The organism is Rhodococcus sp. K11/5 (assembly GCF_055193735.1).
In genome coordinates this window covers 2,125,200-2,143,929 of the sequence record NZ_CM143721.1, presented here as the reverse complement: position 1 = coordinate 2,143,929, position 18,730 = coordinate 2,125,200, and the positions used below count along the sequence as shown (strand labels likewise).

General features: G+C 67.9%; 14 protein-coding genes. 6 read left to right on the top strand and 8 right to left on the bottom strand.

What is annotated here, in order from left to right:
* Window positions 1-55: 55 nt before the first annotated feature.
* From pheT to infC, 6 genes are all read right to left on the bottom strand, one after another.
* A complete protein-coding gene (gene pheT / locus ACY466_RS10255) occupies window positions 56-2,557 on the bottom strand; it encodes a phenylalanine--tRNA ligase subunit beta (protein ID WP_463252074.1) in 2,502 nt (833 codons plus the stop codon).
* A gap of 58 nt (window positions 2,558-2,615) precedes the next feature.
* Window positions 2,616-3,692, bottom strand: coding sequence for a phenylalanine--tRNA ligase subunit alpha (gene pheS / locus ACY466_RS10250; protein ID WP_463252073.1), 1,077 nt, complete (start codon window positions 3,690-3,692; stop codon window positions 2,616-2,618).
* A gap of 83 nt (window positions 3,693-3,775) precedes the next feature.
* Entirely contained in the window at window positions 3,776-4,624 is an 849-nt protein-coding gene (locus ACY466_RS10245) for a TrmH family RNA methyltransferase (RefSeq protein ID WP_463252217.1), read from the bottom strand.
* Entirely contained in the window at window positions 4,621-5,010 is a 390-nt protein-coding gene (gene rplT, locus ACY466_RS10240; protein WP_463252072.1) for a 50S ribosomal protein L20, read from the bottom strand. Before rplT ends, ACY466_RS10245 begins: the two co-directional genes overlap by 4 nt.
* A gap of 49 nt (window positions 5,011-5,059) precedes the next feature.
* Window positions 5,060-5,254 carry a 50S ribosomal protein L35 gene (rpmI, locus tag ACY466_RS10235; RefSeq protein WP_463252071.1) on the bottom strand — a complete coding sequence of 65 codons (195 nt, stop codon included), beginning with the start codon at window positions 5,252-5,254 and terminating at the stop codon, window positions 5,060-5,062.
* A 97-nt stretch (window positions 5,255-5,351) separates the two neighbouring features.
* Entirely contained in the window at window positions 5,352-6,080 is a 729-nt protein-coding gene (gene infC, locus ACY466_RS10230) for a translation initiation factor IF-3 (protein WP_463252070.1), read from the bottom strand.
* 386 nt (window positions 6,081-6,466) lie between these two features.
* On the opposite strand from infC, the gene ACY466_RS10225 reads away from it, so the two are divergent.
* Window positions 6,467-6,832: a DUF1844 domain-containing protein gene (locus ACY466_RS10225; RefSeq protein WP_463252069.1), complete on the top strand. Its 366-nt coding sequence runs from the start codon at window positions 6,467-6,469 to the stop codon at window positions 6,830-6,832.
* 47 nt (window positions 6,833-6,879) lie between these two features.
* On the opposite strand, the gene uvrA is transcribed toward ACY466_RS10225, so the two are convergent.
* The gene (uvrA, locus tag ACY466_RS10220) at window positions 6,880-9,798 is read right to left on the bottom strand and encodes an excinuclease ABC subunit UvrA (protein ID WP_463252068.1); all 2,919 of its coding nucleotides are present in this window, start codon (window positions 9,796-9,798) and stop codon (window positions 6,880-6,882) included.
* A 248-nt stretch (window positions 9,799-10,046) separates the two neighbouring features.
* Between uvrA and ACY466_RS10215 the strand changes: the two genes are divergently transcribed.
* From ACY466_RS10215 to ACY466_RS10205, 3 genes are all read left to right on the top strand, one after another.
* On the top strand, window positions 10,047-10,736 hold the full coding sequence (locus ACY466_RS10215; RefSeq protein WP_463252067.1) for an MBL fold metallo-hydrolase: 690 nt from the start codon (window positions 10,047-10,049) through the stop codon (window positions 10,734-10,736).
* 105 nt (window positions 10,737-10,841) lie between these two features.
* A complete protein-coding gene (locus tag ACY466_RS10210; protein WP_463252066.1) occupies window positions 10,842-11,825 on the top strand; it encodes a DoxX family protein in 984 nt (327 codons plus the stop codon).
* A 177-nt stretch (window positions 11,826-12,002) separates the two neighbouring features.
* Window positions 12,003-14,303, top strand: coding sequence for a HelD family protein (locus ACY466_RS10205; RefSeq protein ID WP_463252065.1), 2,301 nt, complete (start codon window positions 12,003-12,005; stop codon window positions 14,301-14,303).
* Window positions 14,304-14,369: 66 nt separating this feature from the next.
* On the opposite strand, the gene ACY466_RS10200 is transcribed toward ACY466_RS10205, so the two are convergent.
* The gene (locus ACY466_RS10200) at window positions 14,370-14,822 is read right to left on the bottom strand and encodes a universal stress protein (RefSeq protein ID WP_463252064.1); all 453 of its coding nucleotides are present in this window, start codon (window positions 14,820-14,822) and stop codon (window positions 14,370-14,372) included.
* A 129-nt stretch (window positions 14,823-14,951) separates the two neighbouring features.
* On the opposite strand from ACY466_RS10200, the gene ACY466_RS10195 reads away from it, so the two are divergent.
* On the top strand, window positions 14,952-17,852 hold the full coding sequence (locus tag ACY466_RS10195) for an alpha/beta fold hydrolase (RefSeq protein ID WP_463252063.1): 2,901 nt from the start codon (window positions 14,952-14,954) through the stop codon (window positions 17,850-17,852).
* Window positions 17,849-18,706 (top strand): ABC transporter permease, encoded by an 858-nt coding sequence (locus ACY466_RS10190; protein WP_463252062.1) that lies wholly within the window; start codon window positions 17,849-17,851, stop codon window positions 18,704-18,706. Before ACY466_RS10195 ends, ACY466_RS10190 begins: the two co-directional genes overlap by 4 nt.
* Window positions 18,707-18,730: the final 24 nt, after the last annotated feature.

Below are 18,730 nucleotides of genomic sequence, written 5' to 3'. Positions count from 1 at the left end.
TATGCACTACCGTGCAAGCTCATTCGTCAACGGGTTCGACGGCGCTCCGACCCGGTCATCGGCGCAGGTACGCCCCCACCGCCGTCGCAGCGGACTCCACCGCGGCGTCCCGCGCGGCACTGGCCTCGTTCTCGGTCAGCGTTCGATCGCTCGCTCGGAACCGCAACGCGAAGGCCAGCGACTTCTTTCCCTCACCCACCTGATCTCCGACGAACACGTCGAAGATCCTGATCTCCTCCAGCAGCGGGCCCGCTCCGGTCACCAACGCCTGTTCCACCGCGTGGGCCGGAACCGACTCGTCGACCACCACCGCGACGTCCTGCAACAACGCGGGGAACGGCGAGATCACGGGCGACGGCAGAACTTCGCGGACGGGCAGGGCGTCGAGGTCGATCTCCACCGCGCACGTGCGCGGCGGCAGTCCTGCGCGCTCCACCACTCCGGGATGAAGTTCTCCCGCGTACCCGACCACGGTTCCGTCGACCGACAGTTCCGCGCAGCGACCGGGGTGCCACGGTTCGCGGTGCGCCGCACTCAGTTCCAGCTCCACCCCCGACGCCTCGGCGATGATCCGAGCGGCCGCGAACGCGTCCGCGGCCTCGGCGGGGCGGCCCGCGCCCCAGGGCCCGGCCGCCGTCACCGCACCGGTCAGCACCACACCGACGTGCACCGGTTGAATCGGAAGGGATTGTTTCAGCGTGTCGATCTCTTCCGCGGACGGGCGGCGATCGACCGCGAGGGCGTCGACCGGCCGGGTGCCCTCACCGGGCTGCACCACCTGCGCCACCGCGAACAGCGACAGGTCACGCTGTCCGCGGGAGACGTTGCGCGCCGCTACCTCCAAGAGGCCCGGGAGAAGTGTGGTGGCCAACTCGGGCCGGTCGGCCTCGAGCGGGTTGAGTACCCGCGTGGTGACTCGACGCGCATCGTCGGGAGCGAGGCCCCACACGTCGAAAACTCCGGCGGGAAGGAAGACCGGAGCCAGAACCTCGACGTGTCCGGTGTACGCGAGGGCTCGGCCCACGGCACGTCGCCGCCGTTGAGTCGCCGTCAGTCCCCGTCCGGCGGGCGCCGTCGGCAGCACCGACGGAATCGACTCCAGCCCTTCGAGTCGCAGAACCTCCTCGACCAGATCGGCCGGCTGCCTCAGGTCCGGTCGCCAGCTGGGCGGAGTCACCTCGGCCACGGCCCGTCCGTCGTCGCTCACGTCCACCGCGACGTCGCAGCCGATCTGCGTCAGCCGCCGAACCGCGGTCCCGGGTGCATAGGCGACGCCGGCGACGCGATCGGGGAGATCGAGATCGATCGTCACCGAGGTCATCGCGGTGGGTCCACCGACGTCGGTGAGGCTCGACTCCACGCGACCGCCCGCGATGGACACCAGGAGGGACGCCGCTCGATCGAGAGCGCGCACGGGCAGAGCGGAATCGACGATGCGTTCGTACCGACGACTCGCCTCGCTGGGCAGCTTGTGGCGCCGTGCGGTCCGGAACACCGCGAGCGGGTCCCAGATCGCGGCTTCGAGCAGGATGTCCGTCGTCCCCGAGCCCACTTCGGTCGACGCTCCACCCATCACGCCCGCCAGCGACAGCACTCCCGAGTCGTCCGCGATGACCACGTCCTCCGGGTCCAGCGTGCGCTCGACATCGTCGAGGGTGCGGAGGGTCTCCCCCGCCGCCGCGCGGCGTACGACCAACGGACCGGTGACCGTCGCCGCATCGAATGCGTGCAGGGGTTGCCCGAGTTCGAGCATGACGTAGTTCGTCACGTCCACGGCGGGCGAGATCGGCCGGACACCGGACAACAGCAGACGTCGCTGGAGCCACCACGGCGACGTCGCCGCCGGGTCGAGCGCCGTGACCCGGCGGGCGGCGAACCGTGTCGCCCCGGATTCCGCGCGTACGTCGACGGTCCAGGCCTCGCCGTCGGCCGCACCCTCGTCCACCACGGGACGAACGGTCGCAGCCGGGTCGGCGTACTCGAGATCGAAACCGCACGCGAGTTCACGGGCGAGCCCGCGAACGCTGAGGGCGTAGCCGCGGTCGGGCGTGACGTTCACGTCGAAGACCGTGTCGTCGGTGCCCAGCACGGTGCGGGCGTCGGTCCCGGGCTCCGCGGTGCCCGCAGGCAGGACGAGAATACCGGAATGGTCGGAACCGACACCGAGCTCGGACACCGAGCAGATCATGCCGTCGGAGGTGCGTCCGTAGGTCTCCCGCGCGGCGATGGCGAATCCGCCCGGCAGCACGGAGCCGGGGAGCGCGGCGACGATGAGGTCGCCCTCGGCGAAATTGCGTGCACCGCAGACGATTCCGCGCGGAGCACTCTCTCCGACCTCGACGAGGCAGAAACGGATCGGCTTCTTGAACTCGGTGAGTTCCTCGATCGACGCCACCCTCCCCACCACCAGGGGGCCGGTGATCTCCGGGAGCGGGAGAACCTCCTCGATCTCGAAGCCGACGCGAACGAAGCCCGCGTCGAGATCGTCGGCCGAGACGGCCCATCCGGGCGCGGCCTTCTGTACGACCTCGGTCAACCAGGACTGTGGCACTCGCACGAGATGGACTCTCTTCTCATCGGTTCGAACGTCGGGTTCGCGGCTGGGACGGTGTCGGTCAGCCGGCGGCGCCGAAGGGCAGGCTGAACCTGATGTCCCCCTCGACGATGTCGCGCATGTCGGGAATGTCGTTGCGGAACTGCAGCGTTCGCTCCAGTCCCATTCCGAAGGCAAAACCGCTGTAGACCTCGGGGTCCACCCCGCACGCTCGCAAGACGTTCGGATTCACCATGCCGCAGCCACCCCACTCCACCCAGCCGGCTCCGCCCTTCTTGCGAGGAAACCAGACGTCGACCTCGGCCGACGGTTCGGTGAACGGGAAGTAGTTGGGCCGCATGCGCGTTCGGGTGTCCGGACCGAACAGGGCGCGAGCGAACGCATCGAGCGTCCCCCGCAGATGCGCCATCGTGAGCCCCTTGTCGACGGCCAGCCCCTCGACCTGGTGGAAGACGGGGGTGTGCGTGGAATCGAGCTCGTCGGTGCGGAACGTCCGCCCCGGGCAGACGACGTAGATGGGGAGCTCGCGTTCGAGCATCGACCGCACCTGCACCGGCGAGGTGTGAGTGCGCAGCACCTGGCGTGACCCCTCGGGCGCGATGTGGAAAGTGTCCTGCATGGTGCGGGCCGGATGGTCCGGAAGGAAATTCAGAGCGTCGAAGTTGAAGTGCTCCGTTTCCACCTCGGGGCCCTCTGCCACTTCCCAGCCCATGGCGACGAACACGTCGGCGACCTGATCGGCGATGACAGTGATGGGGTGCCGGGCGCCCACCGGACGGCGCACCGCGGGAAGGGTGACGTCGATGGACTCGGCCACCAGAACCGCGGCGTCGCGCTCGGCTGCGAGCACCTCGCGTCGCTCGCCGAACGCGACCTTGACCCGATCACGTGCGGTTTTCACACGCTTGCCGGCGTCGGCGCGATCGGTCTTGGGAAGGCTTCCGAGTGCACGCTGCGCCAAAGCCAGCGGGGCGCGATTGCCGATGTGGTCGATCTTGGCGTCGTTGAGGGCCTCGATCGACGCGGCATCCGCCACTGCTATCTCGGCGCGTTCGACCGCGGCGGCGATGGCCTCGTCCGTGAGGAACTCCGCGCCGGGCTGATCCTCGGCGCCGGTCCCACCGTCGTTCTGGGCCACAGGCAACACTCCTACGTCACGTACGCGTCGCGATCTCGGTGGAGATCGACGTCCCGCATCCTATTCGATGGACCCCGGCACGATCACCGGCCCGATCGTCGGCGGCGTCGGTGCAGCCTCGCACTCGTGTAGAGGCACACCGCCGCGGCGGTGGCGAGGTTGAGGCTCTCGGCGCGCCCGTGGATCGGGATCCGGATCCGGTGATCGGCGACGGCCGCCACGTCCGCGGGCAGACCGTGCGCTTCGTTCCCGAACAACCATGCCGTGGGTCCGGCGAGCACGTCGTCCGCGTCGTCGAGATCGAGTTCGCCGTCCACGGTGGTGGCCACGAGAGCGACCCCACTCGCCCGGACGGCGTCGAGAGCGTCGAACACCGACCGCTCGCGGGCGACGGGAAGATGAAAGATGGACCCGGCGGACGCGCGCACGCTCTTGCCGTTCTGCGGATCGACGCTGTCACCGGCGAACACCACCGCGTCGGCCCCGGCCGCGTCGGACACCCGCACCACGGTCCCGGCGTTTCCGGGCTCGGAGATTCCCACCGGCACCGCGATCAGGTCCGGACGACCTGCGCAGGCTTCGGACACGGACACGACGACGGCATCGCAGACACCGACCAGCCCCGGCGGGGTGACGGTTTCGGACAGGGCCTTCGCCGCCCGCTCGGTGATCGGACGGGGGCGCACTCCCGACGCCGCGGCCGCCTCGAGAAGGTCGGCGCGGTCCGTGAACCACCGTTCGGTGGCGAAGAGCTCACGGAGGTGACCACCACGGATCGCCTCGGTCACGGCGTTCTCACCCTCGGCGAGAAACGTACCGGTGCGCGAGCGCTCGGCCGTGCGATGCAGCTTGACAGCCGAAACGACCCGCGGTGTCCGCTCGGTGAGCGGAGCCGCGGGTCGGTTCGAATCGTCGTCGAATCGGCCGGTCAGGCCACTTCTCCGGCGGGTGCATTGATGTCGGCCGGCAGTGCAGCCTTCGCGACCTCGACGAGGCCGGTGAACGCCGCCGCGTCCGAGACGGCCAGCTCGGCGAGGATCTTGCGATCGACCTCGACACCGGCGATCTTCAGGCCCTGGACGAAACGGTTGTACGTGATGTCGTTGGCCCGAGCCGCAGCGTTGATGCGCGTGATCCACAGCTTGCGGAAGTCACCCTTGCGCGCGCGACGGTCGCGGTAGGCGTACGTCAGCGAGTGGAGCTGCTGCTCCTTGGCCTTGGTGTACAGACGTGAGCGCTGTCCGCGGTAACCGCTGGACGCTTCGAGAATCGAACGGCGCTTCTTCTGGGCGTTGACCGCCCTCTTTACGCGTGCCACTGGAAAATCCTGTCGATCTGGGGCTCAGTGAGCCCGGGTGGGAAAGAAATCAGATACCGAGAAGTCGCTTGACGCGCGGAACGTCGTTGGGGCTGACCACGGCCTTACCGGACAGCCGACGGGTGACGCGCGAGGACTTGTGCTCGAGAAGGTGGCGCTTTCCCGCCTTCTGGCGCAGGATCTTTCCGCTACCGGACACCTTGAAGCGCTTGCTGGTGCCGCTGTGTGTCTTCGCCTTGGGCATTGAGTCCTCAGTTCTGTATTGCTCGGTCGGTGGTGCTACGTGGTCGGACACAGCGCGATCGTGGTGCATCGCGGCTGCACCCGACAACCACGAGCGCTTATGCGCCCGGAGTGGGTTGAGCCGTGGGGGCCGGGTCGGCCGCCGGTGCCGGGTCGGCCGCCGGCGGGGCCGACGACGCGCGGGTGACCGGCGGAGCCTGCGACGCTTCCTGCGCCTTGGCCCTGGTCTTGGCGCCCTTGTGCGGAGCCAACACCATGGTCATGTTGCGACCGTCCTGCTTGGCCGAAGTTTCGACGAAACCGTGCTCGGCGACGTCGGCACCGAGGCGCTGCAGGAGGCGATAGCCGAGTTCCGGTCGCGACTGCTCGCGTCCGCGGAACATGATCGTCACCTTGACCTTCGATCCGGCTTCGAGGAAGCGGACCACGTGGCCCTTCTTCGTCTCGTAGTCGTGATCGTCGATCTTGGGTCGGAGCTTCTGCTCCTTGATCACGGTGAGTGTCTGGTTCTTGCGCGATTCACGCGCTTTCTGAGCAGCCTCGTACTTGAACTTGCCGTAGTCCATGATCTTGCAGACCGGTGGACGGGCGTCGGGAGCGACCTCGACGAGATCGAGATCGGCTTCGAGAGCCAAGCGGAGCGCATCTTCAACACGCACGATGCCAACCTGTTCGCCACCCGGCCCGACGAGCCGGACCTCGGGAACTCGGATGCGATCGTTGATGCGGGTCTCAGTGCTGATGGGGCCTCCTCGGTAGTGCGGTGACGGTTGTCGTGCTGACCTGGCGACCGCGTCGTCCTTCCACGCTGCCACCGGCGCTCGCATCGCCCGTCTTCCGCCGGCCCCGTGTCGCTCGCCGTCGACGGACGGTACGAACGACGAAACCCCGTGCACTCGACGTGATCGAGAGCAGCGGGGTCCGGTTCCGACCGGTCCGAGGCGACGTGTCGCTTCGGTGCCTCCGAAGAGGCCACACCGCTCACCGTGCGGTGAGGCGGGACCGGACCGACGCACTGATCGTGCGGCGGTGGGAGTCGGACTCCACTTGCTGCCCGCGAGCATCTCTGTTCGCAGGCGGTCGTCCAGACACACTATCACCGGTTCGGAGGGAACTCCGAATCGGTGCAGTTCGGAGGGTGCGCGGCGGGGGCGACTAGGGCAGAGAACCCCTCCACGACCGTGGACTCGCTGGTCCGTGACATTCTCTTGGCATGACCATCGACCCCGGAACGCCCGATCCCACCGACCCGGATTCGAGCGTTCGTGAACTCGCCGACGTTCCCGCCGTCGAGGTGATCAGCCGCGCCGCCGTCATGCTGATGAGTTCGGCTGCGGAAAAACTCGGACTGTCCGAGGCCGATCCGTCGGCCAGTCCGCATCTCGATCTCGACGAGGCCCGCCGTGTCATCACCGCGCTCGCCGGTCTGGTCACCTCGTCGGTGGAGTACCTCGGACCTCACGCAGGCCCCATTCGTGAAGGGCTGCAAGCACTTCAGCGTGCCTTCCGGGAGCAGTCCGCTCATCCCGACGCACCCGGAGCCGGGCCCGGCGAGAAATACACCGGTCCCGTTCACTGACCCGTCGCCGACGGGCCGCGCGGGCCCCCGGCGACGCGGCGGGTCGGTCAGGACACCGGCACCGGCTTCTTGCGTCGAACCCGCTTGACGGGGACCGGCGTCGCCGAGGCGGCCTCGAGAGTCTCTCGGAGAAACTTTCCCGTGTAGCTCTCCGGGACCGCGGCGATGTCCTCGGGGGTGCCCTCGGCCACCATCTGCCCACCCCCGGATCCACCCTCGGGGCCCATGTCGATCACCCAGTCCGACGTCTTGATCACGTCGAGGTTGTGCTCGATGACGATGACGGTGTTTCCCTTGTCCACCAGTCCGTTGATGACCAGCAGCAGCTTGCGAATGTCCTCGAAGTGCAGACCGGTGGTGGGTTCGTCGAGGATGTACACGGTCCGACCCATCGAACGCTTCTGCAGTTCCGCCGCGAGTTTCACACGCTGCGCCTCGCCGCCGGACAGCGTGGTGGCCGGCTGGCCGAGGCGCACGTACCCCAAGCCGACCTCGTTCAAGGTGGCGAGGTAGCGGTGGATCGAGGTGATCGGCTGGAAGAACTCCGCCGCTTCCTCGATGGGCATGTCGAGGACTTCGGCGATCGTCTTGCCCTTGTAGTGCACCTCGAGGGTCTCCCGGTTGTAACGCGCCCCGTGACACACCTCGCAGGGAACGTAGACGTCCGGCAGGAAGTTCATCTCGATCTTCAGCGTGCCGTCGCCGGAGCAGGCCTCGCACCGGCCGCCCTTGACGTTGAAGGAGAACCGTCCGGGCTGGTAGCCGCGAACCTTGGCCTCGGTGGTGGCGGCGAAGAGGGTACGGATCTTGTCGAACACGCCGGTGTAGGTGGCCGCGTTGGACCGCGGGGTTCGGCCGATCGGTGACTGGTCCACGCGCACCAGCTTGTCGAGCTGGTCCAGGCCGTTGACGCGGGTGTGTCGACCCGGCACCTGACGGGCGCCGTTGAGCTTGTTCGCCATCACCGTGGCGAGGATGTCGTTCACCAGGGTCGACTTGCCCGATCCCGAGACCCCGGTGATCGCCGTGAGTACCCCCAGCGGGAAGCTGACGTCGATTTCGCGAAGGTTGTGCTCACGAGCACCGACCACGGTGACCTTGCGCTTGGGATCGATCGGTCGGCGTAGCGCGGGAACGGGTATCGACGAGCGGCCGGACAGGTAGGCGCCGGTCAGGCTCTCCGGGTTGCTCAGCAGCTTCTCGTAGGACCCGCTGTGGACGACGCGGCCGCCGTGCTCCCCGGCGAGGGGTCCGATGTCGACGACCCAGTCGGACGTGCGGATGGTGTCTTCGTCGTGTTCGACGACGATGAGCGTGTTCCCGAGGTCACGCAACCGGGTGAGGGTCTCGATGAGTCGACGATTGTCCCGTTGATGCAGCCCGATGGACGGCTCGTCCAGAACGTAGAGGACGCCGACGAGACCACTGCCGATCTGCGTGGCCAGGCGGATTCGCTGGGCCTCGCCGCCCGAGAGCGAGCCGGCGGCTCGCGAGAGCGAGAGATACTCCAGACCGACGTCGAGCAGGAATCCGAGTCGAGCCTGGATCTCCTTCAACACCTGCCCGGCGATGGCCTCCTCACGGGGCCCGAGCGTGAGCGTGTTCAGGAACTCGGAACAGTCGGCGATGGAGAGCGAACCGACCTCGGAGATCGATTTGGGGCCGAAGTCTCCGGCCTCGATGGTGACCGCGAGGATCTCCGGGCGCAGCCGGGCGCCGTCGCAGACCGGGCACGCGATCTCTCGCATGTACCCGTCGTAGCGTTCTTTCATCTGCTCGGACTCGGTCTGCTCCATCCGGCGATGCAGGAACGGCATGACGCCCTCGAACTCCGCGTAGTAGGACCGAGTGCGCCCGTACCGGTTCTTGTAGCGGACGTGGACCTGATGTTCGCTGCCCTCGAGGACGGCACGCTTCACCTTCGCCGGAAGCTTGCGCCACGGCATGTCGATGTCGAATTCCATCGCATCGGCCAGACCGGACAGCAGTCGACCGAAGTACTCCGAGGTCTGCCCCATGGACCACGGCGCGATGGCTCCGTCGGCCAGAGACAGATCCGGATCCGGGACCACGAGCTCGGGGTCGACCTCCTTGCGCACGCCGAGGCCGACGCACTCGGGGCACGCGCCGTACGGGGAGTTGAACGAGAACGATCGCGGCTCCAGGTCGTCGATCGACAGCGGGTGGCCGTTCGGACACGCGAGGCGCTCCGAGAAACGACGTTCCCGGTCGGCCGCGTTCTCCTCACGATCGACGAAATCGAGCAACAGAATGCCGTCGGCCAGCCGCAACGCCGTCTCGACGGAGTCGGTCAGCCGCTGCTTCGACGAGGATTTGACCGTCAGTCGGTCGACGACGACCTCGATATCGTGCTTGTCCTGTTTCTTGAGCTTGGGCGGGTCGGAGAGCTGGTGCACCGTGCCGTCGACCCGGATACGCGAGTAACCCTGGGTGTTCAGCTGCTCGAACAGGTCGACGAACTCGCCCTTGCGGGTGCGCACGACGGGCGCGAGGACCTGGAACCTCAGCCCCTCCTCCATCGCGAGCACCTGATCGACGATCTGCTGGGGAGTCTGCTTCGCGATCCGCTCCCCACACCGTGGGCAGTGTGCGGTGCCGGCGCGCGCGTAGAGCAGACGGAGGTAGTCGTAGACCTCGGTGATGGTTCCGACCGTGGATCGCGGATTCCGGTTGGTGGACTTCTGATCGATCGACACCGCGGGCGAGAGGCCCTCGATGAAATCGACGTCCGGCTTGTCCATCTGACCGAGGAACTGCCGGGCGTACGCCGAGAGCGACTCCACGTACCGACGCTGGCCCTCGGCGAAGATCGTGTCGAACGCCAGCGAGGACTTGCCCGACCCGGAGAGGCCGGTGAACACGATCATCGCGTCCCTCGGGAGGTCGATGTCGACGCCCTTCAGGTTGTGTTCCCGTGCGCCCTGCACGACCAGGCGATCCGCCACGGTGGTCCCTTCGTCGTTCGCGGCCGACGGCCGCAGTGGATGGTGACTTGTGTTCTCGAGGGGCTCGGTCGAACCCGGGTGTTGCCGGCGACCGATCCGGTGTTGCCGGTGTCCGATCCGGTGGACCCGGCGCACGGTTCCGGCGAATGCTCCGGTCGAGCCCTTCCGACCATATGCCCGACCACCGACAGGTTCACGCCTGCGCGGCCCCGGTACGTGACCAGGGACACCGTCGGTAATCTGAAGCCATGAGCGATTCGGCACCGACGATCTCCGACGACTACACCGGCGACGTCTCGCCGGGCGGCGAATCTCAGCGACGACGGTTGTCCCACGCCGCCATCGTGAAGACGTCGGTCGGCCCCATGAACAACAACGCGTACCTCGTCGTGTGTTCCGCGACCGGGGAATCCGTCCTGATCGACGCCGCGAACGACGCGTCCACCCTCGCGGCCGTCGTGGCGGATCAGGCCCCGTCGTTGACGATGGTGGTCACCACGCATTCCCATCCCGACCACTGGCAGGCGCTCGAGGACATCGTCGGCGGCACCGACGTCGAGTCCGCGGCCCACCGGCTCGATGCCGAACCCCTGCCGGTTGCTCCGACCACCCTTCTCGACGGAGGCGAGACCCTGCAGGTCGGTCGCCTGGCGTTCGACGTCGTCCATCTCGTGGGACACACGCCGGGTTCCGTCGCGCTCGCACTCACCGACCCCGCGGACGGCGTGGTCCACCTGTTCACCGGGGACTCGCTCTTCCCCGGTGGCGTCGGTAAGACCGACGGACCGGAGAACTTCACCTCTCTCCTCGACGACGTCGAGACCAAGATCTTCGGCGCCTACCCGGATTCGACGGTCGTCTATCCCGGCCACGGCGCGGACACCACCCTGGGCGCCGAACGCGGTTCGCTTCCCGAATGGCGCTCTCGGGGATGGTGACGACGCGCGCGGGGTTGGACCGCGTTCGGCCGGGGTAGACCTAGAGTTGTTGTCGTCCAGAACACATGTCGTGCACCGAATATCAGCCGCAACGCAGGAGGCTCAGTGATTGTCCGCCGGATAGCCCGACCGATGCTCGCCACTATCTTCATCGCGGGGGGTGTGGACGCACTGCGCAACCCCAAGTTCGAGAAGCAGGCGGCCGCCCCCCTCATCGAGAAGGGTCAGGAAGTTCTTCCCGACGAGGTGACGCAGAGCGTTCCCACCGATCCCGACACGCTGGTGAAGGTCAACGCCGCCGTCCAGATCGGCGGCGGGCTTCTTCTCGCTTCCGGAAAGGCTCCGCGGATCGCCTCCGTGGCCCTCGCCGGCAGCCTCGTTCCCACCACCTTCGCGGGTCATCCCTTCTGGGAGGAGACCGACCCGGAGGCGAAGGCAGCGCAGCGCATCCACTTCCTCAAGAACGTCAGCCTCCTCGGTGGACTGCTCATCGCGGCCGTCGACACCGAGGGCAAGCCGTCGGTCGCCTGGCGCAGCAAGAAGGCCGCCAAGGCTGCACAGGAAGCAGTGGTTCACGCCCTTCCCGGCCAGTCCGAGACCAACGAGACCCTGTCCGTCGCCGGCGAGAAGGCCAAGCAACTCGCGGCCGTCGCGGCCGATCGCGGGTCCGATCTCGCGGTCGTCGCTCAGGATCGTGGAGGCAAGCTCGCCGAGCTCGCCCAGGAGCGCAGTTCCAAGTGGGCGGATCTTGCGTCGAAGCGTGCGGCGGAGTTCGCCGAGGTCGCTCAGGACCGCGGCGGAAAGTTCGCCGAGGTTGCCGCAGCACAGGGCTCGGTCCTGGCCGAGCGTGCGAAGCACGACGGTGGTGACCTCGTCGACAAGTACGGCAAGAAGGCCCGTAAGCAGGCCAAGAAGTCGGGCAAGGATGCGCGCAAGCAGTTCGACGCGGCGCGCAAGGAGTACAAGAAGCAGTACAAGCACGGCGGCAAGGACGCCCAGAAGCAGTTGAAGGCGTCGGTCAAGGAAGCCGAGAAGCGTGCCAAGAAGGCTCGCGCCGAGCTCGAGCACCGGGTGAACATCTTCAGCTGATCGATATCGTCGGCAGAAGGACGGCCGGTCGATCCCCGCACGGGGACCGACCGGCCGTTGTCGTTCCCTACGAGTCGAGAGTGGTCTCGACCTGCGTCGATCACGCACCACTCTCGTGACCCGTAGACTTTTCTGGCACAAAGTACGTAGAGAACTTCCATCGCTTCAGGAGTCCATGTGCCGAATCAGGGCACCCCGATCGACACGTCCGTCGACACCACCACCGACGAACTGCGACACGAACAGACGTACGTCACCGCGCTCTACGGTCGTTTGGATCGGCTGCGCCGGTACGCGAAATCGCGCCTGAGCAGCGTGCTGCTGGAAACCGGCGGTACGCCCCAGGCGCGCAGCGAGAGAGAGTCCTTCACCAACCTCTACACCGACGACATCGCTCGGTACGACGCGTCGGAGAACGGCCTGTGTTTCGGCCGGATCGACGTCGCCGACGAGCCCCCGCGCTACATCGGCCGGGTGGGAATCCTCGACGAGGACAACGACTTCGAGTCCCTGCTCTACGACTGGCGTGCGCCGTTGGCGCGCCCCTTCTACCTCGCGACGCCCGCGGCGCCCGAAGGTGTCGAACGCCGACGACACATTCGCACCCGCAGCCGCCGGGTGACGTCGATCGCCGACGAGTTTCTCGATCTCGACGCCGCCCGTGCCGCCGGGGTGACGGAGGGTTCGGACGGTGTGGCCGGGGAGAGCGCACTGCTGTCGGCACTGAACGCAGCACGCACGGGTCTGATGAACGACATCGTGGAGACCATTCAGCGCGAGCAGGACGACATCATCAGGTCCACCCACCGCAGCGCGCTCGTGGTGCAGGGTGGTCCGGGCACGGGCAAGACCGCGGTGGCGCTCCACCGTGCGGCCTACCTGCTGTACACCTACCGGCAGCAACTGGACAAGAGCGGCGTACTGATCATCGGCCCCAACTCCACCTTCCTCGACTACATCGGGCAGGTGCTTCCCTCACTGGGAGAAACCGGGGTCCTGCTCTCGACGATCGGGAACCTGTACCCCGGAGTCGATTCCACGCGTGAGGACACCGTCGACGCAGCTCGCCTGAAGGGGTCGTTGTCGATGGTCGACGTACTCGTCGCCGCGGTTCGCGATCGGCAGGAACTTCCCGCCGAGCCCCTCGAGGTCGATTTCGACACCTACACGCTCCGCGTCGATCGCAAGATGGCGACGCGCGCACGCGGCCGGGCACGGTCGTCGCGTCGCCCGCACAATCTGGCCCGACCGATCTTCGTCTCCACTCTGATCGATCTGCTGGCCGATCAGTTCGCGGCGATGGTCGGCGGGGACGTGCTGGACGGATCGAATCTACTGAGCCGGGACGATCTTTCCGACATCCGCGACGAGATGCGCGAGAACCCCGAACTCATGACCGCCGTCGGCTCGCTGTGGCCCGAACTGACGCCACCGGACGTGTTGGCGGGATTGTTCGCCGACCGGGACCGGATCGATCGCGCGACGGCGGGCTGGTCGGACGCCGACCGTGACGCACTCGAGCGCTCGGACGACGGTCGGTTCTCCGCCGCCGATGCCCCGCTTCTCGACGAGATCGCCGAGTTGCTCGGGATGGACGACGCCGCCGAGAGGGAGCGCGAGCAGCGCCGGTGGCGCGCGCAGATCGCGGACGCGCAGGGCGCTCTCGACATCCTCACCGGTTCGGCGCCTCAGGACCTCGAGGACGAGCTCGATCCGGAAATTCTGATGGCGTACGACTTGATCGACGCCGATCGGCTGGCCCAACGGCAGGACAGCGGGCGTCGATTGACGACCGCCGAACGCGCAGCGGGCGACCGAACCTGGACCTACGGTCACGTGATCGTCGACGAGGCTCAGGAACTCACGGAAATGGCCTGGCGCATGGTGATGCGGCGAGTTCCGAACCGGTGGATGACTCTCGTCGGCGACGTCGCTCAGACGGGTGATCCGGCCGGAGCCTCGTCGTGGCAGGACGTGCTCGGTCCGTACGTGGCGAAGAGGTGGAAGCTGACCGAACTGACCGTCAACTACCGCACTCCGGCGGCGATCATGGGCCTGGCGCAGTGCGTGCTGTCCGCGATCGATCCCGACGCGACGGTGCCGCGCTCGGTGCGCGACAACGGAGAGGTGCCCCGGGCGGTTCGAGTCGATCCGACCGACGTGATGTCGGAAGTGTCCGCTCGGGTCGACCGGCACCCGCGTCCGGGGACGAGTGCGGTTCTCGCGCCCGCCGCTCTCCTGCCGTCGCTCGGTGATCTGGCGTCCGAGTCCGTGGTGGTGAGCACGGTCCGCGATTGCAAGGGGCTGGAGTTCGACTCGGTACTCCTGGTCGAGCCGGCCGCGATCGTCGCCGAATCGGCCCGAGGTCTCAACGATCTCTACGTCGCCCTGACCCGCGCCACACAGCGCGTCGACATCGTGCACAGCGACGATCTTCCGGCGGTGCTGGCGTCTTCCGATCTCCTGGAACGCTTCTGACCGTCGCGCGGTGACCCGGTGTGGCGCAATCGCTCGAAGTCGATTCCGCCACACCGGAACGCGGGGCTAGCGCGTGGTGTGAACGATCAGTACGTCGCACCGAGCCTTGCGTGCCGCGTCCGAGGGAACGGAGCCCAGCAGTCGGCCCGTCAAAGAGTTCAGGCCCCGGTTGCCGACCACCAGGAGGTCCGCCCCGACCTCGGAGACCAACTCGAGGAGCGAGTCGACCGGGTTTCCGACGACGGGTCGCTCCTCGATCGTCGACGCTCCGGCGGCCGTCGCGCGCTCGCGCGCCGTGCGCAGGATCTCCTGCGTCGGTGCGGATCCCGTGATCTGGTAGGCATCCTCGCCGAGCACGTCGGCGTCCTGCGAGGAGGACTTGGAATCGGCCGGGTAGTACGCGCAGGCGATGTACAACGTTGCTTCGGCGTCCCCCGCCAGCGCTGCTGCCTTCTCCACTGCCCGCAGGGACGAATCGGAACCATCGGTCCCGACGACGACGGTGCGGTAAGCGCTCATTCATTCCTCCAGTGGTGAGAACTCGACGCCGGTCGAGTGGGTTCCCGAGCGACACTAGTACCAGGGGTCGCCGACCGACGGCGCTTCCGGCCGAAAGCACGTCCGCGCTCCCTCGCATACTGTGAACGCATGCAGACCCCCCGATTCCGGATGCCCGGACGCACCTGGATATCGGTGGCCGCCATCGTCGTCGTCCTCGCGCTCGTGGCCCTCGTCACCACCCTGGTCCGTTCGGACGCCGGGGCCGGCGCCGCGGTGCGTACCGAGGACTCGGTTCTGACCTTCCCGGAGGGTCCCGGCAGCGACGCCACCGTGTCGATCGACACCACGGTCTACGTTCCCGACTCCACGCCCGCACCGGCCGTGATCCTGGCCCACGGATTCGGCGGCGACAAGACCTCTCTCGACGGTCAGGCCCGCGACCTCGCGGCCCGCGGATTCGTCGTGCTCGCCTACAGCGCACGAGGATTCGGCGCCAGTACCGGAACGATCGGTCTGAACGACCCGGACCGTGAAGTCGCCGACGCACGCGGCCTGGTCGACTACCTCGCCACTCGATCCGATGTCACGCTCGACGCGCCCGGAGATCCCCGGGTCGGCGTCGCCGGCGGCTCCTACGGTGGCGCCCTTGCGCTCATGGCCGCGGGGACCGACCCCCGGATCGACGCCGACGCGGCGTCGATCACCTGGAACGACCTCGGCCGCAGCCTCTTTCCCAATTACTCGGCGCCCGCGACCGACCCCGTGGCGAACGACGCAACCCCTGCCGCCTCCGTTTCCGGTGACTCGGGTGTTCTCAAGCGCAGCTGGGCCGGCATCTTTTTCGGCGCCGGTGCCGCACCCGCTCCGGGTGCGGGCCCGGTCGACGACGCAACGACGCCCGAGCAGCCGTCCGCACCCGCGGTGGGGGGTGCCGCGGCGTGCGGTCGCTTCTCGCTCCAGGCCTGCCTCGCGTACGCGGAGTCCGCGGTCGGAGGCCAACCGTCCGCGGAGACGTCCGCGTTCCTGCGGGCGCGCTCACCCGCGTCGTACGCGGCGGACATCACGGCACCGACACTGTTGATGCAGGGCCAGCAGGACTCCCTGTTCGGTCTCGATCAGTCCGACGCGACCGCCCGGCAGATCGCCGACGCCGGCGGAGACGTCGAGGTTCAGTGGTTCGACGGCGGGCACGACGCCGGCGGGACCACGCCCGATGCCGACGCCGCGGTGGCCGATTTTCTCGTCGCCCACCTCGTCGACGGAGTCGACAGCGGCGACGCGGCCGCTCCGTTCACCTACACCCTGCCCGGTGACCCGACCGATCAGGGCGATCGCGCGGAGACACGGACCGCGGACTCCTACCCCGGTCTGGGCGGAACCGACCCGACCCCCACCGAGAGCTTCGCCCTGACGTCGGTCACGGGCAACGCCACGCAGACCGTGATTCGGCCGCCCGGTGCGTCTCCCGCGGCCATCTCGTCGCTTCCCGGGATCGGATCGGCACTGTCCGCACTGGGCGGGGCCGCCGGTGGAGCCGCGAGTGGGGCCGGCGCTGCCCTCGCGCAGGACATCCCCGGTCAGTCCGCGTCGTTCGTCACCGAACCGCTCGACACCTCGTACACCATCACCGGCACCTCCACCGTCACGGTCACCGTGGGCCCCACGCCGTCACCCGACGGCACCGTGTTGTTCGCCAAGCTGTACGACGTGTCCGACGACGGCCGCAAGACGCTTCCGAACGGTCTGGTGTCGGCGGTGCGCGTGGCGCCCTCGGACACCGACACCACGGTGCGCGTCACCATGCCCGGCATCGCGTATCAGGTCGCGGCGGGGCACACGATCGAAGTGTCGTTCTCGACCACCGACCAGGCGTACGCCATGCCCCTCGAGCCGGCGGCGATCTCGGTGACGCTCGACGACGCGTCGTTGGCCCTCCCCAGCGTTCCGTCCCGCACCGAGGGCACGAGCTTCCCCGTACTTCCCGTGGTCGGCATCGCGGGTCTCGCGGTGCTGGTGTGCGCACTCGTCGTCGTATCGGCGGCCCGCGCCCGTCGCCGCACCGTCGCCGAGGTGGACGAGGACCTTCTGGAGGTCCCGTTGGTCATCACCGACCTCGCCAAGAGCTACTCGAACGGATTCCGCGCGGTCGACGGCGTCTCTTTCACCGTCGGTGCCGGTCAGGTGCTCGGACTGCTGGGCCCGAACGGCGCCGGGAAGACCACCACGTTGCGCATGCTCATGGGCCTGATCAGCCCCACCCGTGGTGACATCAGGGTCTTCGGGCACGCGGTCACTCCCGGAGCACCGGTTCTGTCTCGGCTCGGGTCGTTCGTGGAGGGGTCCGGTTTCCTCCCGCACCTGTCGGGCGCGGAGAACCTGCGGTTGTACTGGCAGGCCACCGGCCGACCGGAAGCCGATGCGCACCTCGAGGAGGCGTTGGAGATCGCCGACCTCGGCGCGGCCATCGACCGCAAGGTGCGTTCCTACAGTCAGGGCATGCGCCAGCGCCTCGCGATCGCTCAGGCCATGCTGGGGTTGCCGGATCTCATGGTGCTCGACGAACCGACCAACGGACTCGATCCGCCCCAGATCCGCACCATGCGTGACGTCCTCATCCGGTACGCGCGGACCGGTCGCACCGTTCTGGTGAGCAGCCACCTTCTGGCCGAGGTGGAGCAGACGTGCACGCACTTGGTGGTGATGAACAAGGGCACCGTGATCAGCTCGGGCACGGTCGAGGAACTGATCGGTGCGAGCGGCCCGACTGAGTTCCGCACCGATCGCGGCGCGGAGACTCTGGCGGTGCTGCGGTCCTTGGACGGTGTCGGCGACGTCGTCGAGGTCGAATCCGGTGGCGCGATCCGCGCGCACCTGGGCGCGGTCGAGACTCCGGTGGCCGTACGGTCCCTGGTCGATGCGGGAATCGCCGTGCAATCCGTCTCGCGATCCACTCGGCTCGAGGACGTGTTCCTCGACCTGGTCGACGAGGACTCCCGCGACCGTGATGCCGATTCCACGATCACCGACACGGACGGACCTCGCTCATGAGCACCACCCATTCGGACGGTCGGGTCGACGGCTACGACGCGTCGAAGACGCTGTCGTTGCGCACGGAGCTCACGCGCCAGTTCACGCGGCGCCGCACTCAGATGGCGCTGGGGTTCCTCGCGTTGCTCCCGGTGATCCTGGCGGTGGCCTTCGCCATCGGTGGTTCCGACGACGCGGACGCCAGCGGCGGCCTCATCGAACTCGGCACCCAGAGCGCGGTGAACTTCACCGTCTTCGCTCTGTTCGTGTCGGTCGGATTCCTGCTGATCGTGGTGGTCGCGTTGTTCTTCGGCGATGCCGTCGCCAGCGAGGCGTCCTGGTCGAGTCTGCGGTACCTGCTCGCCGTACCGATCCCCCGCGGCCGACTGCTGGCCCAGAAAGCCGCGGTGTCGGCGATCCTGTCGCTGATGGCGCTGGCCGTACTGGTCGGGGTGTCTCTCGGACTGGGCAGCATCCTGTACGGGGTGGGCGCACTGGTGTCGCCGTTCGGCGACTCGCTCCCGTTCGGGGTATCGGTGGGCCGCCTCGCCATCGGAGTCGTCTTCATCGCGATCAACCTGACCTGGATCGCCGGACTCGCGATGGCACTCTCGGTCTCCACCGACGCCCCGCTCGGGGCCGTCGGCGGGACGGTGATGGTGTCCATCCTCGCGCAGATCCTCGATCAGATCACCGCGCTGGGATCACTGCGCAACTTCCTGCCCGGCCACTACTCGACGTCGTGGACCAGCGTGCTGTCCCCCACCCTCGACTGGAACGAGCTCGCGGCGGGCGCGTTCTCGTCGCTGGCCTACGCAACCGTGTTCGGCATCGTCGCCTGGCGACGCTTCGCCACCAAGGACATCACGAGCTGACGCCGCCGCCCGACGCGGTCGGCC